At 71.8% G+C, this 22,632-nt stretch carries 20 protein-coding genes; 10 read left to right on the plus strand and 10 right to left on the minus strand.

Features of this window, described 5'->3' with window-relative positions:
* The first annotated feature begins 51 nt into the window (after window positions 1–51).
* Window positions 52–990 carry an FAD-dependent oxidoreductase gene (locus tag ACWD3E_RS32560; protein WP_451391135.1) on the plus strand — a complete coding sequence of 313 codons (939 nt, stop codon included), beginning with the start codon at window positions 52–54 and terminating at the stop codon, window positions 988–990.
* A gap of 3 nt (window positions 991–993) precedes the next feature.
* Here the strand turns inward: ACWD3E_RS32560 and ACWD3E_RS32565 are convergent, their stop codons facing one another.
* A complete protein-coding gene (locus tag ACWD3E_RS32565) occupies window positions 994–2,970 on the minus strand; it encodes a Xaa-Pro dipeptidyl-peptidase (protein ID WP_451391136.1) in 1,977 nt (658 codons plus the stop codon).
* A gap of 174 nt (window positions 2,971–3,144) precedes the next feature.
* Here ACWD3E_RS32565 and ACWD3E_RS32570 point away from each other — a divergent pair, with 174 nt between their 5' ends.
* Window positions 3,145–4,638 (plus strand): M1 family metallopeptidase, encoded by a 1,494-nt coding sequence (locus tag ACWD3E_RS32570; protein WP_451391137.1) that lies wholly within the window; start codon window positions 3,145–3,147, stop codon window positions 4,636–4,638.
* Window positions 4,639–4,828: 190 nt separating this feature from the next.
* Here the strand turns inward: ACWD3E_RS32570 and ACWD3E_RS32575 are convergent, their stop codons facing one another.
* Window positions 4,829–5,311 (minus strand): macro domain-containing protein, encoded by a 483-nt coding sequence (locus ACWD3E_RS32575; protein ID WP_451391138.1) that lies wholly within the window; start codon window positions 5,309–5,311, stop codon window positions 4,829–4,831.
* A gap of 42 nt (window positions 5,312–5,353) precedes the next feature.
* Window positions 5,354–6,820: an amino acid permease gene (locus tag ACWD3E_RS32580; RefSeq protein ID WP_451391139.1), complete on the minus strand. Its 1,467-nt coding sequence runs from the start codon at window positions 6,818–6,820 to the stop codon at window positions 5,354–5,356.
* A gap of 213 nt (window positions 6,821–7,033) precedes the next feature.
* Between ACWD3E_RS32580 and ACWD3E_RS32585 the strand changes: the two genes are divergently transcribed.
* Window positions 7,034–7,759, plus strand: coding sequence for a MerR family transcriptional regulator (locus ACWD3E_RS32585; RefSeq protein WP_451391140.1), 726 nt, complete (start codon window positions 7,034–7,036; stop codon window positions 7,757–7,759).
* Here the strand turns inward: ACWD3E_RS32585 and ACWD3E_RS32590 are convergent.
* From ACWD3E_RS32590 to ACWD3E_RS32600, 3 genes are read right to left on the minus strand one after another with little or no spacing between them, the layout of a single operon-like run.
* Window positions 7,745–9,928: a 3-hydroxyacyl-CoA dehydrogenase NAD-binding domain-containing protein gene (locus ACWD3E_RS32590; RefSeq protein WP_451391141.1), complete on the minus strand. Its 2,184-nt coding sequence runs from the start codon at window positions 9,926–9,928 to the stop codon at window positions 7,745–7,747. The genes ACWD3E_RS32585 and ACWD3E_RS32590 overlap by 15 nt on opposite strands.
* A gap of 47 nt (window positions 9,929–9,975) precedes the next feature.
* On the minus strand, window positions 9,976–11,190 hold the full coding sequence (locus ACWD3E_RS32595; RefSeq protein ID WP_451391142.1) for an acetyl-CoA C-acetyltransferase: 1,215 nt from the start codon (window positions 11,188–11,190) through the stop codon (window positions 9,976–9,978).
* Between the two features lie 35 nt (window positions 11,191–11,225).
* Entirely contained in the window at window positions 11,226–12,395 is a 1,170-nt protein-coding gene (locus ACWD3E_RS32600; RefSeq protein WP_451391143.1) for a CaiB/BaiF CoA transferase family protein, read from the minus strand.
* Between the two features lie 211 nt (window positions 12,396–12,606).
* On the opposite strand from ACWD3E_RS32600, the gene ACWD3E_RS32605 reads away from it, so the two are divergent.
* The gene (locus tag ACWD3E_RS32605; RefSeq protein ID WP_451391144.1) at window positions 12,607–13,785 is read left to right on the plus strand and encodes a saccharopine dehydrogenase family protein; all 1,179 of its coding nucleotides are present in this window, start codon (window positions 12,607–12,609) and stop codon (window positions 13,783–13,785) included.
* A gap of 12 nt (window positions 13,786–13,797) precedes the next feature.
* Here the strand turns inward: ACWD3E_RS32605 and ACWD3E_RS32610 are convergent, their stop codons facing one another.
* Window positions 13,798–14,505 carry an endonuclease V gene (locus ACWD3E_RS32610; RefSeq protein WP_451391145.1) on the minus strand — a complete coding sequence of 236 codons (708 nt, stop codon included), beginning with the start codon at window positions 14,503–14,505 and terminating at the stop codon, window positions 13,798–13,800.
* Between the two features lie 60 nt (window positions 14,506–14,565).
* On the opposite strand from ACWD3E_RS32610, the gene ACWD3E_RS32615 reads away from it, so the two are divergent.
* The gene (locus tag ACWD3E_RS32615) at window positions 14,566–14,862 is read left to right on the plus strand and encodes a YciI family protein (RefSeq protein ID WP_451391146.1); all 297 of its coding nucleotides are present in this window, start codon (window positions 14,566–14,568) and stop codon (window positions 14,860–14,862) included.
* Between the two features lie 11 nt (window positions 14,863–14,873).
* Here the strand turns inward: ACWD3E_RS32615 and ACWD3E_RS32620 are convergent, their stop codons facing one another.
* The gene (locus ACWD3E_RS32620) at window positions 14,874–15,206 is read right to left on the minus strand and encodes a plasmid stabilization protein (protein WP_451391147.1); all 333 of its coding nucleotides are present in this window, start codon (window positions 15,204–15,206) and stop codon (window positions 14,874–14,876) included.
* 70 nt (window positions 15,207–15,276) lie between these two features.
* Window positions 15,277–16,380 (minus strand): WD40/YVTN/BNR-like repeat-containing protein, encoded by a 1,104-nt coding sequence (locus ACWD3E_RS32625; RefSeq protein ID WP_451391148.1) that lies wholly within the window; start codon window positions 16,378–16,380, stop codon window positions 15,277–15,279.
* Window positions 16,381–16,598: 218 nt separating this feature from the next.
* Here ACWD3E_RS32625 and ACWD3E_RS32630 point away from each other — a divergent pair, with 218 nt between their 5' ends.
* The 4 genes from ACWD3E_RS32630 (at window position 16,599) to ACWD3E_RS32645 (ending at window position 21,133) form a co-directional block, all read left to right on the plus strand.
* The gene (locus ACWD3E_RS32630; protein WP_451391149.1) at window positions 16,599–17,015 is read left to right on the plus strand and encodes an SsgA family sporulation/cell division regulator; all 417 of its coding nucleotides are present in this window, start codon (window positions 16,599–16,601) and stop codon (window positions 17,013–17,015) included.
* A gap of 311 nt (window positions 17,016–17,326) precedes the next feature.
* Window positions 17,327–18,988 carry an ABC-F family ATP-binding cassette domain-containing protein gene (locus tag ACWD3E_RS32635; RefSeq protein WP_451391150.1) on the plus strand — a complete coding sequence of 554 codons (1,662 nt, stop codon included), beginning with the start codon at window positions 17,327–17,329 and terminating at the stop codon, window positions 18,986–18,988.
* 165 nt (window positions 18,989–19,153) lie between these two features.
* Complete coding sequence (gene ddaH / locus ACWD3E_RS32640; RefSeq protein ID WP_451391151.1) at window positions 19,154–19,930, plus strand: dimethylargininase; 777 nt, start codon at window positions 19,154–19,156, stop codon at window positions 19,928–19,930.
* Between the two features lie 228 nt (window positions 19,931–20,158).
* Window positions 20,159–21,133, plus strand: coding sequence for an acyl-ACP desaturase (locus ACWD3E_RS32645; RefSeq protein ID WP_451391152.1), 975 nt, complete (start codon window positions 20,159–20,161; stop codon window positions 21,131–21,133).
* Window positions 21,134–21,241: 108 nt separating this feature from the next.
* Here ACWD3E_RS32645 and ACWD3E_RS32650 read toward each other — a convergent pair whose 3' ends face one another.
* Window positions 21,242–21,487 carry a WhiB family transcriptional regulator gene (locus ACWD3E_RS32650; RefSeq protein WP_451391153.1) on the minus strand — a complete coding sequence of 82 codons (246 nt, stop codon included), beginning with the start codon at window positions 21,485–21,487 and terminating at the stop codon, window positions 21,242–21,244.
* Window positions 21,488–21,760: 273 nt separating this feature from the next.
* Between ACWD3E_RS32650 and ACWD3E_RS32655 the strand changes: the two genes are divergently transcribed.
* Complete coding sequence (locus tag ACWD3E_RS32655) at window positions 21,761–22,552, plus strand: VOC family protein (protein WP_451391154.1); 792 nt, start codon at window positions 21,761–21,763, stop codon at window positions 22,550–22,552.
* The last annotated feature ends 80 nt before the right edge of the window (window positions 22,553–22,632 follow it).

Genomic DNA, 22,632 nt, shown 5'->3' on the forward strand with positions numbered 1-22,632 from the left:
GTGCCGCTCAGCCGGATTTCCCCCGGTCACCGGTGGCTCTATGGTCCTGGCATGGACAGCGAGTCGCGTGACGAAGTGATCGTGGTCGGGGGCGGGGTCGCCGGGCTGACGACGGCCGTGGTGCTGGCCGAGTCCGGGCGGCGGGTCCGCGTGTGGGCGCGTGAGCCCGCCGAGCGCACGACCTCGGCGGTGGCGGGCGGCCTGTGGTGGCCGTACCGCATCGAGCCCGAGGCGCTGGTCGGAGCGTGGGCGCTGGCGTCCCTCGCGGTGTACGAAGAGCTGGCGGGCCGTCCCGAGGAGACGGGCATCCGCCTGGTCGAGGGCGTGCACCGGGGAACGCGGCTCGACGAGCTGGGCGACTGGGCCGGCCGGGTGCCGGGACTGCGGGAGACGGCCGACGGGCTGGCGGCGCGGCTGCCGCTCATCGACATGCCGGTCCATCTGGCGTGGCTGCGCGAGCGGCTCGTCAAGGCGGGCGGCACGGTCGAGGGGCGTACGGTCGCGGATCTGGCCGCCGTGCCCGCGCCGGTCGTGGTCAACTGCACGGGGCTGGGCGCCCGTTCGCTCGTACCGGATCCGGCGGTGCGGCCGGTGCGCGGGCAGCTGGTCGTGGTGGAGAACCCGGGCATCACGACCTGGTACACGTCCGTCGACCACGTCTCGGCCGTCTCCACCTACTTCATGCCGCAGCCGTACGGGCTGCTCCTGGGCGGTACGGCGGAGGACGACGCCTGGTCGCTGGAGCCGGACCCGGACACGGCCGCCGCGATCGTCGCCCGCTGCGCGGCCGTCCGGCCGGAGATCGCCGGGGCGCGGGTGCTGGCCCACCGGGTGGGGCTGCGGCCGGCCCGCGACGCGGTACGGCTGGAACGGCAGCCCCTGCCGGGCGGCGGGGTGCTGGTGCACAACTACGGGCACGGCGGGGCCGGGGTCACCGTGGCGTGGGGCTGCGCCCGTGAGGCGGCCGGGCTGGTGGACCCGGCCGCCTGAGGGTCAGCCCTGCGGGAGGTGCCGGGCGGTGTGCGGGGCGCGGACGCCGGCCCGGGTCCCCGGCTCGGGAGCGGCGGGCGGCGTGCTGCCGGAGGTGGCGCGCTCGAACGCTGGCGCGCCGCCGACGAGCGGCAGGCCGGCCGTCGTACGGGACAGGTCCAGGGTCAGGGTCGGCCGGGTGGACGGAGGATCGATCAGGTCCTTGTCCGTGCCGGCGACGATCAGCGCCAGGCGGTGGCCCTTGGGTACGACGTGGTCGGTGGCCGCCAGGTCCAGAGTGATGGTGTACGCCTTGCCCGGGACGAGCGGGACGCCGTGGCCGAGCGAGGCGTAGTGGCCGAGGTCGGCCCAGCCGCGGCTGAACACCGTGGAGTCGACCTTGGCCGTCTTCGCGCGGGTCTCCTTGAAGCAGGCGCTGTCGCCGGCCGTGCTCTCGCCCCAGCAGGTGCGGTCGGTGAGCGTGGTGATGCCCTCGGCGGCGTCGGCGTAGTCGCGGATGGTGTCCGGGCCGAGGTCCACCAGGACGGCGGACAGGTGGGCCGAGGCGGTGGTCGGGGTGGCGGTCACGGTCACCCGGGCGGAGCCGGACAGGCGCAGGTCGCGGGTGAGCGGCGCGGTGAGGAAGCCGGCCTTCTCCGGGGTGGACGTGGTCAGGTGCGCGGCCCAGTCGGTCTCGCTCAGTCCCGGGTCGTCGGTGAAGGTCTCGGTGCCGGCGGCCGTCCGCGTGCCGAGGGTGCCGACGCCCGCGTCGGTCCCGGGGGCCGGGTGCAGGGTGGTGGTGCGGGTGGTGTGCGGCGGCCAGGCCGTCGAGGTGACCCAGTGGTCGGGGTGGCGTTCGATGTCGGCCATCGGCCGGCGGTCGATGCCGTTGTCGTAGCCGAGGAGTTCGTGGTCGAACCAGCGGTGCAGGGTGTCGACCCAGGCGCCGCGCCGGTAGTCGAAGGGGTCGACGTGACCGGTCTGGGAGAGCCAGATCTTGCGGTGCACGCCGTGCTTCGCTAGGGCGTCCCACCACTGGCCGAAGTGCTTGGTGCGGACGTTGAGGTCCTGCATGCCGTGCACGACGAACACGCTCGCGCGCACCTTGGCCGCGTCCTTGACGTAGTCGCGCTCGGTCCACAGCGGGGTCCAGTCGCCGGAGCGCGGTGAGCCGTCGGCGAGTTGCTTCTGTACGGCCGCGCAGTGGGCCTGCGCGGCGTCGCTCTCGACGTAGCCGGCCAGTTCGTCGGGGCCGCCGTCGTAGAGCGGGGCGCCCTGGGCGAAGTAGTAGTCGTACCAGGAGGAGATCGCGCTGATCGGCACGACGGTCTTCAGGCCCCTGACGCCGGTGGCGGCGACGCCGTTGGCGATCGTGCCGTCCCAGCTCTTGCCGATCATGCCGGTTCTGCCGTTGGTCCAGCTCGCCTTGACGGCCGTAGTGCCGGTCCGGCTCGTGTACGCCTTCGCGCGGCCGTTCAGCCAGTCGACGACGGCCTTCGCGGACTGGATGTCGGAGCGTCCGCCGACGTCGACGCAGCCGTCGGAGCGGTTGGTGCCGGCGAGGTCGACGCCGACGAAGGCGTAGCCGCGCGGCACGAAGTAGTTGTCGAGGAACAGCGGCATCTGGACGACGTGGCCGTTTGCGTCGTACGTCTTCAGCTGGTGCTCGTTGCCGCGCCCGCAGCAGGAGTAGTACGGGCTGGCGTCCATGATGACCGGCACCTTGCGGCCCTGCCGGGCGGGTTCGGCGGGCCGGACGATGTCGGCGGCGACGCGGTCGGACCTCCCGTCGCCGTCGGCGTCGAGGCCGGTGTCCACCCACACGGACTCGCGGACGGCGTCCGCGTACGAGTACACGGGCCGGCTCTCGCGGGGCGCGGCCTGGGCGGAGGGGTGGCCGGCCGCCTGGGCTGAGGCCGGGGTGAGGAGTGCGGCGGTCAGGGTGGCGACGGCCGCGGTCGCGAGCGTTCTCCAGATCGTGAAGCGGGTGCTTATCGGCATGCGCGGACGGTACCCCGGCCAACTCCCGTACAGAAGAGGCCAAACGGCGCCCCAGAGTGTTCATGTCGGCTGAATGGCGTTCGTGTGACAAGCGAGGCCATGGACAAGGCAGGGGCCACAGGGACTGAATAGGCTGCGAACAGACTTCCTGTCCAGACGACTTGGAGCTGACACGTGCACCGCAGAATCTTCGCGCCGGGCGCACTCGCGGCGGCCTCCCTCCTGCTGGCGATCCCGGCATCGGCCGCGAGCTACGCCCCCGGCGCACCGGGCATCGGCGACCCCTACTACCCGTACTACGGAAACGGCGGCTACGACGTCTCCCACTACGATCTGAGGCTGCGTTACCAGCCGCAGACGGACGAGCTGCAGGGCACGGCGACGATCCTGGCCAAGACCACCGAGGACCTGTCCAGCTTCGACCTGGACTTCCTGCTGGACGTGAGCGAGGTGCGGGTCAACGGCACCAAGGCGTCCTTCGCCACCTCGGGCCAGCACGAACTCGTCGTCACGCCGAAGACGCCGCTGGGCAAGGGCCAGACCATCACCGTGGTGGTCCGCTACAGCGGGGTGCCGTCCACCAAGAGCGCGTACGGCTTCACCACCTGGCACCGCACGCCGGACGGCGCGGTCGCCGCCGACGAGCCCGAGGCCGCCTGGTGGTGGTTCCCGAGCAACGACCACCCGAGCGACAAGGCCAGCTACGACGTGTCCGTGTCCGTCCCGGACGGCACCCAGGCCCTCTCCAACGGCACGCTCCAGTCGACCAGTTCGCGGCTCGGCTGGACCCGCTACAACTGGCGGCAGAACAAGCCGCAGGCGACCTATCTCGCCACTCTCGCGGTCGGCAAGTTCGACATCACCACGAGCACCTCCGAGGGCGGGGTGCCGGTCATCAACGCCTACAGCCAGGACCTCGGCGACAACGACGGGGCGGCGCGGGCGAGCGTGGAGCGCACCGGGGAGCTCGTGGACTGGCTGAGCGGCTACTTCGGGCCGTATCCGTTCAGCACGGCCGGCGGGTACGTGCCGAACACCACCACCGGGTACGCGCTGGAGACGCAGACCCGCGTCTACTACAGCCCGCGGCAGTTCGCGAACGGCGCCAACACCTCGGTGGTCGTGCACGAACTGGCCCACCAGTGGTACGGCGACGACGTGTCGCTCAAGGGCTGGAAGGACATCTGGATCAACGAGGGCTTCGCGCGGTACGCGCAGTGGCTGTGGTCGGAGCACGAGGGCGAGGGCACCACGCAGGAACTCGCCGACTACGTGTACGCCTCGCACCCGGCCGACGACCCGTTCTGGACGGTCAAGCCCGGTGACCCGGGACCGGACGACCAGTTCGAGCTGCCCGTCTACGACCGGGGCGCGCTCGCCATCCAGGCGCTGCGGGGCGAGGTCGGCGACGACGCGTTCTTCGCCATCCTGAAGGGCTGGCCGAAGGAGCACGCGTACGGCAACGCGTCGGTGGCCGACTTCCGCGCGTACGCCGAGCAGGTCTCCGGCAAGTCGCTGTCCGCGCTGTTCGACACCTGGCTGTTCCAGCCGTCGAAGCCGGCCGCGCCCGCGGCACGCGCGGCGTCCCTCGTGAAGGCGGGTACATCCGTCGCCCAGCCGAAGTCGTGGAAGCAGATCGAGGCGACGAACGACATCCACGGGCACTGACCCCTGGGGGCCTCACCAGCCCGTCCCGGCCTGTCGCCTCCGTGCGGGAGGCCGGGACGGTGCAGGCGGCCGTAGAGGAACCCGGCGGCAAAGGCGTCGCCCGCACGGTTGAAGTCGACCACCGGCGCGGGCGGGGCCACCGCCGGGTGGGCCGGGTCCTCTCGCCGTGGGTCCTCCCGGCACTGGGGGGTCATCCCCCGTGGTCGTACACCGTGACTGCGATCCCGCGCTTCACCAGCCGTTCGGTGACGAGCGGCTCGATGCGGGACCACTTGCCGCCCGCCAGACCGCAGCCTATGCGGGGCATGTGCACGGACGCGCCGAGTTCGATCACTTTGTCGGCAAGCCGGGCCAGCGCGGAGTCGATGGCCTCGTAGCGCACGGGAACGCCGCTGCTGCGCGCCGTCCGGATACCGCGCTGGCCGATCATGTTCGCGACCCACACGTCCGGGGCGACCTTGACGAGCAGGACCGCGCCCAGGCCGAAGTCGTTCTTGGCGCGGGCGCGGTGCCAGGCGCGGTACGCCGCCTCGGGCTCCGGCCAGCGCCGCGAGAGTGCCAGGACGAAGCCCTTCCCCCAGCCGCCGAGGTCGTTGCAGACGTGGGCGATCACCTTGGCGCCCTTGACGGACGGAACGGTGGCGTCACCCCGGACATACGAGATCTCCGACATGACGCCACCGTAGGCGCTGCCACTGACAGTGGCGGTGAGCTGCTACTTCGTGAGCTGCGCCAGTTCCTCGTCGGTGCTCTGGTCGACCCGGCGGCGTACCGCGAACCAGCCGGCGACCAGCAGGACGGCGATCACCGGGATCAGGAGCAGCGTCTTGCGGCCGACCTCGGGGTCGTTCCACATCATGCCGAGGCAGACCAGCAGGAAGGCGATCGTGGCGATCTCCGTGACCGGGCTGCCCTTCAGGCGGAAGTTCGGCCGGGTGACCAGGCCGGCCTTGGCGCGCCGGACGAAGATCATGTGACAGAGCATGATGATCACCCAGGTGCTGATGATGCCGAGCGAGGCGACCTCCAGCACGATCTCGAAGGCCTGGCTGGGCATCAGGTAGTTCAGGCCGACGCCGAGCACGCAGACCGCGCAGGTCAGCAGGATGCCGCCGTAGGGGACCTGGTTGCGGTTCATCCGGGCGGTGAACTTCGGCGCGGAGCCGGACATGGCCATGGAGCGCAGGATGCGGCCGGTGGAGTACAGGCCGGAGTTCAGCGAGGACATGGCGGCGGTGAGGACCACCAGGTTCATCACGTCACCGGCGCCCGAGACGCCGATCTTCGACAGGACCGTCACGAACGGGCTCTCGCCGGCCTGGTAGACCGAACCGGGCAGCAGCAGGGCGAGCAGAACGACCGAGCCGACGTAGAACAGGCCCACGCGCCACATGATCGAGTTCACCGCGCGCGGGACGACCTTCTCCGGCTCGGCGGTCTCGCCGGCGGCGACGCCGACCAGCTCCAGCGCGGCGTACGCGAAGATCACGCCCTGCATGACCAGGACGACCGGCATCACGCCGTGCGGGAAGAACCCGCCGTGGTCGGTGATCATGTTCAGGCCGGGAGTGTGGCCGCCGACCTTGTGCTGGGTGGCGACCAGGAAGATGCCGATCAGCATGAAGCCGACGATGGTGGCGACCTTGATGATCGCGAACCAGAACTCCAGTTCACCGAAGATCTTCACGGAGATCAGGTTCACGGCCAGGACCACCGCGAGGGCGATCAGCGCGAGCACCCACTGGGGGATGCTCGTGAACATGCTCCAGTAGTGCGTGTAGAGCGCGATCGCGGTGATGTCGGCGATGCCGGTCGTCGACCAGTTCAGGAAGTACATCCAGCCGGCGACGTAGGCGCCCTTCTCGCCGAGGAACTCGCGCGCGTACGACACGAAGGAACCGGAGGACGGCCGGTACAGGACCAGCTCGCCGAGGGCCCGGACGACGAAGAAGGCGAAGACGCCGCAGACCAGGTAGGCCAGCGCGAGCGCGGGGCCCGCGTTGTGCAGCCGTCCGCCGGCGCCCAGGAGGAGGCCGGTACCGATGGCGCCGCCGATGGCGATCATGTTGACGTGGCGGGCCTTGAGGTCCTTGCTGTAACCGGCGTCGCCCGCGTCCGCGGGCTTCGCGGTCGCCTGGGGGGAGGCCACGGCCTGTGCCGTGTCCAGGGCGTCCTTGCTCAAAGGTGGTACCACTTTCCTGGTGCGCCCGGACCTCGTGGGCCCGGGTGTCCGTGTGTTCTCGGCCCGCACCACCTTGGTGAGTCGCGGTACAGACCAAGCCAGCAGCTTCCCAGAGAGCATGCCGGATACACGGTGGTCCAGGTCACAGAGCGTTACTTCTCACACGACCTCCCCGGGTTTCACACTTTTGGTGAGACAGCGATACTGCTGCACATGACGACCGACGCGACGACCGGTACCGAGGAGCCCGCGCTCACCATCGACGAGCTGGCCGCGCAGGCGGGCGTCACGGTCCGCACCGTCCGCTTCTACGGCAGCAAGGGGCTGCTTCCGCCGCCGGTGATCGGTCCGCGGCGGGTGGGTCACTACGGTCCCGGGCACGTGGCGCGGCTGGCCCTCATCGAGGAGCTTCAGCAGCAGGGCATGACCCTGGCGGCGATCGAGCGGTACCTGCGGCAGCTGCCGCCGGACCTCACCCCGCACGACCTGGCGATCCACCGCGCGGTGGTCGCGTCCTGGGCGCCGGACGCGGTGGAGACGGTGTCCCTGCGGGAGCTGGAACGGCGGGCGGGACGGCGCCTCGCCGCCGAGGACCTGGAGCGGCTGGCGGCGATGAACGTCCTCGTGCCAGGAGACGGGGACGAGGACGAGGTCCGCGTCGACGCCGGGCTGCTCCGCCTAGGTCTCCAGCTCCTCGACGTACCGCTGTCTCAGGAGGTGATCCTCGCGGCGCGCAAGGTGCTCGTGGAGCACTCGCGCGCCGCGGCTCACGAGCTGGCCCAGCTCTTCCGCGGCGAGGTGGCGGAGCGTGACGCCCGGGACGTGAAGTCCCTGTCGGCGCACATGCACCCCCTGGTGGTGCAGGCGCTGCTGACGACGTTCCAGCGCTCGCTGCGGGAAGAGCTGAGCGAGTGGCTCACCGGGTCAGGAGCGGGCTGAGTCGCTGAAGGGCTCCCCCTGCTCGGACTTCTGCACCAGCAGCGCGGGGGGCGTGAACCGCTCGCCGTAGCGCTCGGCGAGTTCACGCGCGCGGGCCACGAATCCGGGCAGGCCGCCTTCGTAGCCGTTGATGTACTGGAGCACACCGCCGGTCCAGCCCGGGAAGCCGATGCCGAAGATCGAGCCGATGTTGGCGTCGGCGACGGAGGTCAGGACCCCCTCTTCGAGGAGCCGTACGGTGTCGAGCGCCTCGGCGAAGAGCATCCGCTCCTGCATGTCGCGGAACGGGACCTCGTACCCGGGCTTCGTGAAGTGCTCGCGCAGCCCCGGCCACAGTCCGGCGCGCTTGCCGTCCGCCGTGTAGTCGTAGAAGCCGGCGCCGCCGCTGCGGCCCGGGCGGCCGAACTCGTCGACCATGCGGTCGATGACCGTCTCCGCCGGGTGCGCGGTCCAGGTGCCGCCCGCCTCCTCGACGGCCCGCCGGCTCTCGTTTCGGATCTTGCGCGGGAGGGTGAGGGTCAGCTCGTCCATGAGGGAGAGGACCTTCGCGGGGTAGCCGGCCTGCGCGGCGGCCTGCTCCACGGAGGCGGGCTCGATGCCCTCGCCGACCATGGCGACGCCCTCGTTGATGAAGTGGCCGATCACCCGGGAGGTGAAGAAGCCGCGCGAGTCGTTCACGACGATCGGCGTCTTGTTGATCTGCCGGACCAGGTCGAAGGCGCGCGCGAGCGCCTCGTCGCCGGTGCGCTCGCCCTTGATGATCTCGACGAGCGGCATCTTGTCGACCGGCGAGAAGAAGTGCAGCCCGATGAAGTCGGCCTGGCGCTCCACACCTTCGGCGAGGGTGGTGATGGGGAGCGTGGAGGTGTTGGAGCACAGCAGCGCGTCGGGGGCGACGACGGACTCGATCTCCTGGAAGACCTTGTGCTTGAGGGAGGTGTCCTCGAAGACGGCCTCGATGACCGCGTCGCAGCCCGCGAGGTCGGCCGCCTCGCCGGTGGGCGTGATGCGGGCGAGCAGCGCGTCGGCCTTCTCCTGGGTGGTACGGCCCTTGGCGACGGCCTTGGCGCACAGCTGCTCGGAGTAGCCCTTGCCCTTGGCGGCGGCCTCCGCGGAGACGTCCTTGAGGACGACGTCGATGCCCGCGCGGGCGCACGAGTAGGCGATGCCCGCGCCCATCATGCCGGCGCCGAGCACGGCGACCTTGCGGACCGGGCGGGGCTCGATGCCCTTGGGCCGGTTGGCGCCGGAGTTGACGGCCTGGAGGTCGAAGAAGAACGCCTGGATCATGTTCTTCGAGGTCTGGCCGGCGGCCAGCTCCACGAAGTAGCGGGCCTCGATGACCTGGGCGGTCTCGAAGTCGACCTGGGCGCCCTCGACGGCCGCGGCGAGGATGCCCCGCGGGGCCGGGTAGGGGGCGCCGTTCGTCTGCTTGCGCAGGCTGGCCGGGAAGGCGGGCAGGTTGGCGGCGAACTTCGGGTTGGCGGGAGTGCCGCCGGGGATCTTGTAGCCGGGCTTGTCCCAGGGCTGCTGCGAGGCGGGGTTGGCGTCGATGAAGGCGCGCGCCTTGGCGAGCAGTTCCTCGGGCGTGGCGGCGACCTCGTGGACGAGGCCGTTCTCCTGGGCGCGCCGGGCGTTGTACTGCTGGCCCTGGAGGAGCACCTTCAGCAGGGCGTCCGTGATGCCCAGCAGCCGTACGGTGCGGACGACTCCGCCGCCGCCGGGGAGCAGGCCGAGGGTGACCTCCGGGCAGCCGATCTTGGTGCCGGAGGTGTCGAGGGCGACCCGGTGGTGGCAGGCGAGGGCCAGTTCGAAGCCGCCGCCCAGGGCGGCGCCGTTGATCGCGGCGACGACCGGCTTGCCGAGGGTCTCGATGCGGCGCAGGTTGCGCTTGATGGCGAGGCCGCCGTCGAACAGGTCCTGTGCGGTCTCTGGGGTGACCCGGATCAGGTCGCGCAGGTCGCCGCCCGCGAAGAAGGTCTTCTTCGCGGAGGTGAAGATGATGCCGCGGACGGACTCCTGCTCCGCCTCCAGGCGGTCGGTGATCGCGGCGAGGGAGTCGCGGAACGCCTGGTTCATGGTGTTCGCGGACTGGTTGGGGTCGTCCAGGACGAGGGTGACGACACCGGTGTCGTCCTGCTCCCAGCGGATGGTGGTGCTCTCGGTCATGTCTTCGTCTCCGTTGAAGTCTGAAGTCTCTTGGTTCCGCGGGGAGTTCAGATGCGCTCGACGATCGTGGCGATGCCCATGCCGCCGCCCACGCACAGGGTGGCGAGGCCGTAGCGCTTGTCCTGGCGCTCCAGCTCGTCGATGAGCGAGCCGAGGATCATCGCGCCGGTCGCGCCCAGCGGGTGGCCGAGGGCGATGGCGCCGCCGTTGACGTTGACCTTGTCCAGGCTGAGGCCCATGTCCTCCACGAAACGCAGCACGACCGCGGCGAACGCCTCGTTGATCTCGACCAGGTCGATGTCGTCGATGGTCAGCCCGGCCTTGGCGAGCGCCTTGCGCGTGGCGGGGGCGGGACCGGTGAGCATGATGGTGGGCTCGGAGCCGGAGACGGCGGCGGAGACGATCCGCGCGCGCGGGGTGAGGCCGTAGCGCTCGCCGACCTCCTTGGAGCCGATCGCGACCAGCGAGGCGCCGTCCACGATGCCGGAGGAGTTGCCCGCGTGGTGGACGTGGTCGATCTTCTCCACCCAGTGGTACTTCTGCAGCGCGACGGCGTCGAAGCCGCCCAGCTCGCCGATGTCCGCGAACGACGGCTTCAGCTTGGCGAGGGAGTCGGCGGTGGTGCCGGGGCGCAGGTGCTCGTCGTGGTCGAGGACGACCAGGCCGCTGCGGTCCTTGACGGGGACGACGGAGCGGTCGAAGCGGCCCTCCTTCCAGGCGGTCGCGGCGCGCTCCTGGGACAGGGCGGCGTACTCGTCGACGTCCCGGCGGGTGAAGCCCCCGATGGTGGCGATCAGGTCGGCGCCGATGCCCTGCGGCACGAAGTTGACGGCGAGGTTCGTCATCGGGTCGTTGAACCAGGCGCCGCCGTCGGAGGCCATCGGCACGCGGGACATGGACTCCACGCCGCCGGCCAGGACCAGGTCCTCCCAGCCCGAACGGACCTTGGCGGCGGCCAGGTTGACGGCCTCCAGGCCGGAGGCACAGAAGCGGTTCTCCTGGACGCCGGCGACGGTGTCCGGCAGGCCCGCGGCGATCGCGGCGATCCGGGCGATGTCGGAGCCCTGGTCGCCGACCGGGCCGACGACGCCGAGCACGATGTCGTCGATCGCGGCCGGGTCGAGGCCCGGGAAGCGGCCTTGGAGCTCGTGGATGAGGCCGACGACCAGGTCGATGGGCTTCGTGCCGTGCAGGGCGCCGTTCGCCTTGCCGCGGCCACGCGGGGTGCGGATCGCGTCGTACACGTACGCTTCGGTGCTCACGGAGGTGCCTTTCGGGAGGGTGGGTGCCGGGCGGATCAGTGGGTGTGCGGGGCTGCGGGGTCGTTCGCCAGTTCCGGTATTCCCCAGTCCCGCGCCACCGTCTCCTTGTCGGCGCCCGGCAGGGCCGGGCCGGTGCGGACGGTGGTCGGGGTCGCCGAGAAGCGGGGGGCGGGGGCCGGCTGGGTGAGGCCGCCGTGGTCGGTGAAGGTGCCGCGCGCGGCCAGGTGCGGGTGGTGCGGGGCCTCGCCCAGGGACAGCACGGGGGCCACACAGGCGTCCGAGCCCTCGAAGAGGGCCGTCCACTCTTGACGGGTGCGGGACTTGAAACGGGCGGCGACGCGCTCGCGCACCTCACCCCAGCGGGTCCAGTCGTGGTGCGCCGGGGCCAGGTCGTCCAGGTCCATCAGGCGCAGGAACTCCGCGTAGAACTGCCCCTCCAGGGCGCCGACCGCCATGTACCGGCCGTCGGCGGTCTCGTAGGTGCCGTAGTACGGGCAGCCGCCGTCCAGGAGGTTGGCGCCGCGCCGGTCCTGCCAGGAGCCGGCGGCCAGCATGCCGTGGATCATCGCGGACAGGTGCGCGGTGCCGTCCACGATGGCCGCGTCCACGACCTGCCCGGTGCCGGTCGCGCGCGCGTGGTGCAGGGCGGCGAGGACGCCGACGACCAGGTAGAGGGAGCCGCCCGCGTAGTCGCCGAGCAGGTTGACGGGGACGGCCGGGGGCTCGTCCGGGTGGCCGATCATGCCGAGGGTGCCGGTGAGGGCGATGTACGCCACGTCGTGCCCGGCGCGGTCGGCGAGGGGGCCTTCCTGGCCCCAGCCGGTCATCCGGCCGTAGACCAGACGGGGGTTGCGGGCGTGGCAGGCGTCGGGGCCGACGCCGAGGCGCTCGGCCACGCCGGGGCGGTAGCCCTCGATGAGGATGTCGGCCCGTTCGGCGAGGTCCAGGACGCGCGCGGGGCCGTCCGGTGCCTTGAGGTCGACGATCACGGAGCGCTTGTTGCGGTTCGTCACGTCGTGCGCGGGGTCGATCCCGAGGCCCGGGCCGCCCGGGCGGTCCACGCGCACCACGTCGGCGCCCAGGTCGGCGAGGAGCATGGCGGCGAACGGGCCCGGCCCGATACCGGCCAGCTCCACCACGCGCACGCCGCTGAGCGGGCCGTCGCCCGTCGTGCTCGGCGCCCCTGGCGTCTTTGCCGTGGTCATGCCGTCCAGCCCCCAAACGCGTGTGACACAACTGATGTAACACCGGTGATGCTAAGAACGCGTTCCACCGGACACAAGACCTAACGAGCAAGCGCTTAGCCAAGTGCCCGGGAAGCGCCACGGTTGCGTCCGGGGCGGTCGTCCGGCTCCGTGCTCCACACGCTAGCCTCGGCCACCGACAACGGCGCGGGCAGCACGACCAAGGGGTGTCATGAGCAGACTGAAAAGGACGGACCGTCCCTACGACCTCGTGCTCTTCGGAGCCACCGGCTTCGTCGGCACGCTCACGGCCGAGTACCTCGCGGCCCACGCCCCCGAGGGGCTGCGCTGGGCGATCGCGGGCCGTGACGAGCGCAAGCTGGAGCGGTTGCGCGACCGGCTGCCGGGCGGCCCCGGCATCGGGGTGCTGCGCGCCGACGTCGCCGAACCGGCCACCCTGCGCGCCCTCGCCGGGCACGCGCGCGTGGTGGCCACGACCGTGGGGCCGTACATCCTCTACGGCGAGGAACTGGTCGCCGCCTGCGCGGACGCCGGCACCGACTACCTCGATCTGACCGGCGAGCCCGAGTTCGTGGACCTGATGTACGTCCGGCACGACGCACGCGCGCGGGAGACGGGCGCCCGCCTGCTGCACGCCTGCGGCTTCGACTCGGTCCCGCACGACCTGGGCGCGTACTTCACCGTCCAGCAGCTGCCGGAGGGGGTGCCGCTGACCGTGGAGGGGTACGTCACCGCCGACGCGGCCCTCTCCGGCGGAACCCTGGCCTCCGCGCTGAACCAGTTCGCGCGCGGACGGCAGATGGCCGCCGCCGCGCGCGACCGCCGCCGGAACGAGCCGCGCCTGATGGGACGCCGGGCCTCGGCGCCGGCGGGCGCGCCGAAGTTCGCCAAGGAGATCGGCGCGTGGGCGCTGCCGCTGCCCACCGTCGACCCGCAGATCGTGCGCCGCTCGGCGGCGGCCCTGGACCGGTACGGCCCGGACTTCCGGTACCGGCACTACGCCGCCGTACGGCACCTGCCGGTCGCCCTCGGCGGGGTCGCGGCCGTCGGCACGGTGGCGGTGGCGGCACAACTGCCGCCCGCCCGGCGCTGGTTGTCGGACCGGCTCCGGCCCGGGGACGGCCCGAGCGCCGAGAAGCGGGCGAAGAGCTGGTTCACGGTGCGCTTCGTCGGCGAGGGCGGCGGCCGGCGCGTGTTCACGGAGGTCGCGGGCGGCGACCCCGGCTACGACGAGACGGCGAAGATGTTCGCCGAGGCGGCCCTCGCCCTGCTCTGCGACGACCTCCCGCCCACGGCCGGCCAGGTCACCACGGCACAGGCCATGGGCGACGCGCTGACCCGGCGGCTGCGCGCGGCGGGCATCACCTTCCGGGTGGCCGCGACGCGCTGACGGCCCGCCGTGTCAGGAGGCCGGCGCCTGGCCCGTCACCGCCTCCTGAAGCGCCCGCCGGCACAGGGCGTCCGCCCTGCGGGTGGTCTCCGGCAGCCGGTAGCGCGGGGTCAGCGCGAGGGTGTGCGCCAGGGCGTTGCCGAGGCTCACGCGGTGGCCGACGGAGACGAAGACCGGCTTGATGCCGTCCTGGGTGCGCAGGGCGCGGCCGACCTCCTCGGTGCCCGCGAGGAGCGGCGTGGAGCTGCCCCGCGCGGGGTCCGGGTCGTCGTAGGTGAAGGTGAACGGGTTCTTGGCGACGCCGATGGTGGGCAGGCCGGTGAGCACGCCGAGGTGGCTGGCGAGACCGAAGCGGCGCGGGTGGGCGAGGCCGTAGCCGTCGCACACGACGAGGCCGGGCGGGCAGGGCAGCGCGTCCAGGGCGGCCCGGACGGTGGGCAGTTCACGGAAGGCGAGGAGTCCGGGCACGTACGGGAAGGACACCCGGCCGACGGCCGTCGTCTCGGCCACGACCTCCAGGGTCGCCGCGTCCAGCACCACGGCCGCCGCGGCGACGAGGTCGCGCTCGTCGTCGTAGGCGACGTCCACGCCCGTGACCCGGCCCGCCCCGGGCGGCGGTCCCGGCTCGTCGAGCACCACCCGCCCGCGCAGTTCGTCCTGTACGGCGCGGGCCTCTTCCTCGGTCGCGGGCCAGCCCGCGGGTACGCGTACGGTCGTCATGGTGGGCCCGACTGTACGGCCCACGGCGGCGCGCGGGGCCGTGGGGGTAGGCTCGCGATCATGTTCGTACTGGAGCTGACCTACACCGCGCCGCTCGACGCCGTGGACGCCGTGCTGCCGGACCATGTGACGTGGCTGGAAGAGCAGTACGACAACGGCTTCTTCCTCGCCTCGGGGCGCAAGGACCCGCGCGACGGCGGGGTGATCCTGGCCGTCGCGGAGGACCGGGCCCGCATCGAGGAGCTCGTCGCGGGCGACCCGTTCGTCGCCGCCGGGGTGTGCGCGTACCGCGTCACGGAGTTCATCGCCACGAAGACGGCCCCCGAGCTGGCACACCACCGGCAGACGCTGGGCTGAGCCCGGCGGGTTCAGCCCTTCTTCGCGTTCAGCGCGCGCTGCAGCTGGGCCTTGTTCATGTCGGAGCGGCCCTCGATGCCGCGCTGTTTGGCCTCGTTGTACAGCTGGTCGTAGGTCGGGCCCCCGGAGCCCTTCCCGGACCGCTTGCCGCCGCGCTCGCCGGAGGACATGTCCTGGGTCGAGCTGCGGCTGGCGGTCTTGGCCTCGCCGGAGCGGGCGCGTTCCTTGTTGACCGTCCGTGCCGCGATCTCCTTGGCCCGTCCGGCGCTCTCGCCCCGCTCCTGGGCGCTCTCCTTGATGTGTTCGTACTGGCGCTCACGCTTGGAGCTGGAACCCCTCGGCATGATCGCTCGCTTCCTTTCGCTGCCTCGTTCTCGTGGTGGGACAGCGGACGAGTACCCGTGTGGCTCCGTCTCAGCGTTCCAGCCGGGCCACCCGACCCCGCTCGCCCGCCGCCCAGCAGCTCAGGTCGGGTGTGCAGGTGACGGTGTCGTAGGAGCCGGCGTCGATCGTGCGCCAGGTCCGGCCGCCGTCGGTGGTCAGGTCGGTGCCGGTGGGGCCGACGGCGAGCGCGGTGGTGCGGCTGTGCGGGAGCCAGGCGGCACCGGAGCGGTAGGCGGGTGGGGGTGCGGCGGCGGGCTGCCAGCTGCGACCGCCGTCGGCGCTGACCGCGGCGGCCTGCGGCGAGGGCTGGTCGGCGCGGTAGTCGCCGCCGACGGCGAGGCCGTGGGTGCGGTCGCGGAAGGCGAGCGCGAAGACGCCGCGCGCCGGGTCGCCGGCCGGGACCGGTGTGTCGGCGGCCGTCCAGGTCAGTCCGCGGTCGGCGGAGTGCAGCACCCGCGCGTGGGCGCCGCCGCCGGTGGCCAGCCATGCGTCCGCCGGGCCGGAGGTGACCAGGCACTGGCCGCTCGCCGCGAAGCCCGCCTCGCCGTCCAGGGCGGCCGGCATGCCGTCGGCGGGCAGGACACGCCAGGTGCGCCCGCCGTCACCGGTCGACAGGATGCGGAACCTGCCGTCCACCGGGTCGCTCACGGCGAGGCCGTGACGGCGGTCGAAGAAGGCGAGGCAGTCGTAGAACGCCCGCGGGTCGGTGTTGCGGAAGGACTCCGTCCAGGTCGCTCCGCCGTCGTCGGTGCGGTAGACCCGGGACGCCTCGCCCTCGCCGATGGCCAGCACCACCGCGCGGCGCGCGTCGAACGCCTGGACGTCCCGGAACTGGAGTTCCGCCGCACCCGGCGGAGAGACGTTCCGCCAGCTCGCCCCGCCGTCCGTGGTGCGCAGCACCGTGCCGCCGGTGCCCGCCAGCCAGGCGGTGTCCCGGTCGATGGCGGCCAGCCCCCGGAAACGTACCTGCGGGGCGCCGCTGTCCTTCGGCGCCCAGTGCACGCCCTCGTGGCCGAGTGGCCCGGCCGCGGCGGCCGGACCCGTCAGCGCGGCCAGCACCGCCCCGCACGCCGCCCCCGCCGCCACCAGTCTGTTCGCCCGTCCCCTGCGTCGCGTGCTCCCCAAGCGCCTCATGGCGGGCGAAGCTAGCCCACTCCCCCGGCGCCGTCCAGAGCCCCGGCCGCCCCAACTGCCGCGCCCGGCACGGCAGGACAGCCGAGTCGCTTCCGTGCATGAAAACGGTGACCGAGGTCACTCGTCCTGTACGCACGGATCCAGGGATTCCGTCGTCTCATCCAGTACCGGGCCTCACCCGCCCGGAAGCAGTCCAGCCGTCACAAGGGAGCAAGGCGTTGTCCACCGTCATCGAGCAGCCAGTAGAGGCCCGCCTCGTCGCCGCCGCGCCGCGCATGCCGAACATTCCGGCCACGCTGTGCTACGACCGGCGCGACCCGTTCGCCGTCCGGATGACGTTCCCGGCGCCGGCCACCCTGGAGGGCGTCGACGTCTGCTGGACCTTCTCCCGGGAGCTGCTCGCCGCCGGGCTGGAGGGCCCCGAGGGGCACGGGGACGTCCGGGTGCGGCCGTACGGCTACGACCGCACGGTGCTGGAGTTCCACGCCCCCGAGGGCACCGCGGTCGTGCATGTGCGCTCGGGTGAGATCCGGCGGTTCCTGGAGGCGACCGGCGCGCTGGTGCCGGTCGGTCTGGAGCACCTCCAGTTCGACCTCGACCGCGATCTGGCCGAGCTGATGCGGGACGCCTGCTGAGAGACCGCGGGAGCCGGGATCAATTGCGTTGACGCCCCTCCCGGCCTCTCCTACCGTGTACATCGGTCCTGTTGCCGTCGATTGGAGAAGGACGTTGCTCGTCTGAGGTCCCGAGACACCGCGTTCACACCGGTGAGGTGTGCGTGGCGTGCGACCTCGGCGTCCGAGCCGTCCTCCGACGGGCACAGGCCCTTTTCCATGGCCCTTTGGCCTGATGTGCCGGCCAACCCGTGCCTTTGGTCCTCGGTTTCCGCCTCGCGGTGTCTCGACACGCACCCGTCCAGACCGCACCCAGCAACCGCGAGGCCTCCATGTCTACTTCGTCTGCTTCCTCTGCTTCCTCTGCTTCCTCTGCTTCCCTCTCCGCCACGTCCCTGTCCTTCAACTGGCCCGACGGCACGCCCGTGTTCGACGGCCTCGACATCGCCTTCGGACCCGGCAGGACCGGGCTCGTCGGCGTCAACGGGTCGGGGAAATCGACCCTGTTGAAGCTGCTCGCCGGGGAACTCACCCCCGTCGACGGCACGGTCAAGGCGGCCGGCGAGATCGGCTGCCTCCCGCAGAACGTCACCCTCGACACCGCGCTCCGCGTCGACGAGGCACTCGGCATCGCCGCCCGGCGGGCCGCGCTGCACGCCATCGAGGCGGGCGACGTCGCCGAGGAGCACTTCGAGACGGTCGGCGACGACTGGGACGTCGAGGAGCGCGCCCTGGTCACCCTCGGCGAGCTCGGCCTCGGCCACATCGGCCTGGACCGCACCGTCGGCGAGGTGTCCGGCGGCGAGTCGGTGCTGCTGCGCCTTGCCGCGCTGCTGCTGCGCCGCCCCGACGTGCTGCTCCTCGACGAACCCACCAACAACCTCGACCTGTACGCGCGCCGGCGGCTGTACGCGGCCGTCACCTCCTGGCCGGGCGTGCTGGTCGTGGTCAGCCACGACCGCGAACTCCTCGACCTGGTCGACCAGATCGCGGAACTGCGCACCGGCGGGGTCACCTGGTACGGCGGCAACTTCTCGGCCTACGAGGAAGCCCTCGCCGTCGAACAGGAGGCAGCCGAACGGATGGTGCGCGTCGCCGAGGCGGACCTGCGCAAGCAGAAACGCGAACTGGCCGATGCTCAGGTCAAGTTGGCCCGTCGCAAGCGGTACGGGCAGAAGATGTGGGACAACAAGCGCGAGCCGAAGATCGTCATGGGCGAGCGCAAACGCCAGGCCCAGGTCGCGGCCGGCAAGCACCGCATCATGCACGAGGAGAAGCTCGCCGAGGCCAGGGAACGGCTGGACGAGGCGGCGGAGGCCGTACGGGACGACGACGAGATCCGCGTCGACCTGCCGTACACCGCCGTACCGCCCGGCCGGCAGGTGCTCACCCTGGAGAACCTGGAGTTGGCCCACGGGGCGCGCGTGAACGGGGTGTTCGACCTGCGCGGTCCGGAGCGGATCGCGCTGATCGGCCGCAACGGCGCCGGCAAGACCACGCTGCTGCGGACCGTCGCCGGGCAGCTGGCACCGACGGCCGGCGAGGCGACGGCCCACGTCCCGCTGCGGTTCCTGCCACAGCGGCTCGATGTGCTGGACGACGAACTGACCGTCGCCCAGAACGTCGCCCGGTTCGCGCCGGGCGCCACCAACAACCGGATCCGGGCGCGCCTGGCCCGCTTCCTGTTCCGGGGCGCCCGCGCCGACCAGCAGGCGGCCACGCTCTCCGGCGGCGAGCGCTTCCGCGCCGCCCTGGCCGCGCTGATGCTGGCCGAGCCGGCGCCCCAGTTGCTGCTGCTGGACGAGCCGACCAACAACCTGGACATGGCGAGCGTGCGGCAGCTGACCAGCGCTCTGGAGTCGTACGCGGGCGCCCTGATCGTGGCCAGCCACGATCTGCCGTTCCTGGAGTCGGCCGGCATCACGCGCTGGCTGCTGATGGAGGAGGGAGAACTGAGGGAGGTCACGCCCGAGACGATCGCGAGCCTTGAGTAGCCGTATGCGGTCAGCGGTCCGGGCAGGGCGTGGAGACATGGCGCATCTCAGGAGAGCCACAGCCTGACAACGAGGGTTTTGCCCTGGCCCGGGCGCCCTGCATGATGGCGGACCAGCGGCGCAACACGGGCGCCGTGGCCGTGCCACCGATTCGAAAGGCCCCTCGTGCCCAGCAAGAAGGCCCTCGTCCGCCGACCCAGCCCCCGCCTCGCCGAAGGCCTGGTGACGCACATCGAGCGGGAGAAGGTCGACGTCGAACTCGCCGTCGAGCAGTGGGAGGCGTACGTCGAGGCGCTGCGCGAGCACGACTGGCAGACGATCGAGGTCGCCCCGGAGGACGACTGCCCGGACTCGGTGTTCGTCGAGGACACCGTCGTCATGTACAAGAACGTCGCGCTGATCACCCGGCCCGGCGCCCAGTCCCGGCGGGCGGAGACCGCCGGCGTCGAGGAGGCGGTGGCCGGCCTCGGCTGCTCGGTGAACTGGATCTGGGAGCCGGGCACGCTCGACGGCGGTGACGTCCTGAAGGTCGGCGACACCGTCTATGTCGGCCGGGGCGGGCGCACCAACGCGGAGGGCGTGCGGCAGGTGCGGGCCGCGTTCGAGCCGCTGGGCGCGCGCGTGGTGGCCGTACCGGTGAGCAAGGTGCTGCACCTGAAGTCGGCGGTGACCGCGTTGCACGACGGGACGGTCATCGGGCACATCCCGAAGGTCGACCGGCCGTCGCTGTTCCCGGGGTTCCTGTCGGTGCCGGAGGAGTCCGGCGCGCACGTGGTGCTGCTCGGCGGTCACAAGCTCCTGATGGCGTCGAGCGCCCCGAAGACGGCGGAGCTGCTGACCGACCTCGGCCACGAGGTGGTCACCGTGGACATCAGTGAGTTCGAGAAGCTGGAGGGGTGTGTGACCTGCCTCTCGGTGCGCATGCGCGAGTTGTACTCCTGACCGGATGATCGTGTCGCCCGTACAGCCCCGGGACCTGCGGGTCCCGGGGCTGTTCTGCATACCCTCCGGCACCTGGCTTGACCGGCCTGATCAGCGATCTTTACGACACCCTTAACCTACGGCTTCGTAACCTACGGATTCGTAGCCTACGATCACGTAGGTTTCCCGGCCCCGCTCGCCGGACCATCCCCTTGCTCCCCCTTAGTACGGCGTCCCCCTGGAGTTCCTGTGACGATCACCTCCCCTCACCTCGGCAGCCCGTCCGTCTGGACCGACGCGCGGCTGCTGTACGCGCTGGAGGAAGTGGTCGAGAAGGAGCTGAACCGGCATCTGAAGGTCGCCAAGGACTGGATGCCGCACGAGTACGTGCCGTGGAGCGACGCCCGCAACTTCCCCGGCCTGTTCGAGGACGGGGAGGCCTGGGCCAAGGACCAGTCCAAGGTGACGGAGATCGGCCGCACCGCCCTCGTGGTCAACCTGCTCACCGAGGACAACCTGCCGAGCTACCACCACGAGATCGCCACGCTCTTCGGCCGCGAAGGCGCCTGGGGCACCTGGGTGCACCGCTGGACGGCCGAGGAGGGCCGCCACGGCATCGTCATGCGCGACTACCTGCTCGCCTCGCGCGCGGTGGACCCGGACAAGCTGGAGCAGTTCCGGATGTCGCACATGAGCGAGGGCTTCGAGTCCGACAACCGGCACTCGATGCTCCACTCGATCGCGTACGTCGCCTTCCAGGAGCTGGCGACCCGGATCTCGCACCGCAACACCGGCCACCAGTCCGGCGACCCGGTCTGCGACCGCATGCTGGCCCGCATCGCGACCGACGAGAACCTGCACATGGTCTTCTACCGCAACCTGCTGAAGGCCGCCTTCGAACTCGCCCCCGACCTCACCATGCAGGCGGTGCGGGACGTCGTGGTCAACTTCCGCATGCCCGGCCACGGCATCCCCGGCTTCGAGCGGGCCGCCGCGCAGATGGCCATCGGCGAGGTGTACAACCTGCGCATCCACCACGACGACGTGCTGCAGCCGGTGCTGCGCCACCTGAAGGTCATGGACATCGACGGCCTGGGCCCGGAGGGCCTCCAGGCCCAGGAGGAGCTGGGTCTGTTCATGGGCGGCCTCGACGCGGAGGCCCTGAAGTTCGACGAGCGGCTGGCCGCCCGCAAGGCCCGGATGGCAGCACGCGCGGGCGCCTGACGCCCTTCCAGCCCTGACGTCCTTCAAGCCCTGACGTCCTTCAAGCCCTGGCGCGCCTCGGACCGGGGCGCGCCTCAGTGCGAGGCGCGCTTCAGTGCGAGGCGCGCCTCAGTGTGAGGCGCGCCTGAGGGCGAGGCGTTCCTTCTCGGACAGGCCGCCCCATACGCCGAAGCGTTCGTCGTTGGCCAGGGCGTACTCCAGACAGGCCGAGCGCATCTCGCACATGCCGCAGATGCGCTTCGCCTCGCGCACCGAGCTGCCGGGCTCGGGGAAGAAGAAGTCCGCCCCGGTCTGCGCGCACAGGGCCTGGGCCTGCCAGGCGGAGTCGGCCGGGATGATCGTGTCGATGTGCATGGCCAGAATCGTGCCGGGCGGCGAAAAACGTTCGATCAACGCCGCATCAACGACGCCGTTGAGGGCCTCCGGCCGCCCCGATCATCCACCGTGGGAACACCCGCGCGCACGGCGGCGCGCGGAACCGGTGTGAAAGCAGGGAGAACGCGGCCGGTTTCTCTGGGTGACGGCGGGCGGCGCTCCGGCGGGCGGTGTTTCTCCGGCGGCGATTGTCGGTGGGCGGTGCCAGACTCGGCTGTGCAGAGAACGGGATCCCTTCCGAGGAGGGCAAGAATGCTCACCACCCGTTTCGTCGACGGCGCCCCGAACTGGCTCGACATCGGCACTCCCGACATCGAGGGCGCCTGCACCTTCTACGGCGGCCTCTTCGGCTGGCAGTTCCAGTCGGCGGGACCGGACGCCGGCGGCTACGGCTTCTTCCAGCTGGACGGCAGGACGGTGGCCGGCGGCGTGCAGACCGGCCCCGAGCAGGGCCCGGGGGCCTGGACGGTGTACTTCCAGAGCGAGGACGCGCAGGCCACGGCCAAGGCGGCCGAACAGGCCCACGGCAGCGTGCTGTTCCAGCCCATGGACGTGATGGGCGAGGGGCACATGGCCCTCTTCGCCGACCAGGCCGGCGGGCGGTTCGGGATCTGGCAGCCGGGCCGGACCAAGGGTGTGGACGCGGCGAACGAGCCCGGCGCGCTGTGCTGGGTCGAGCTGTACACGCCGGACGTCGCGGCGGCTGCCGCCTTCTACCAGCGGGTGCTGGGCCTGGAGACCTCGGCGGTGCCCTTCCCCGGCGGCACGTACACGTGCGTCAACCCGGGCGGCGGCAGAGCGGAGTCGATGTTCGGCGGGATGGTCCCGCTGGCCGACGACCCGGCTGAGGCGGAGGGCGGCCCGTACTGGCTGCCGTACTTCGAGGTCGAGGACACGGACGCCGTGGTGGCGAAGGCACAGCAGCTCGGCGGAACGGTCCGGGTGCCGGCGACGACGATGGCGGGCGTGGGCCGCATGGCCAGGCTCGCCGACCCCTCCGGCATCCGCTTCGCGGTGATCAGGAGCGAGTCCCCGCAGGGCTGAACCCCGTCCCCGGCGTCGCTGCGGTGGCGGAGGGGGCCGTTTGTCGGCAACGGTCCCGGGAACCCGGGCGGCATGGCTGG

Source organism: Streptomyces sp. NPDC002676, assembly GCF_053592455.1.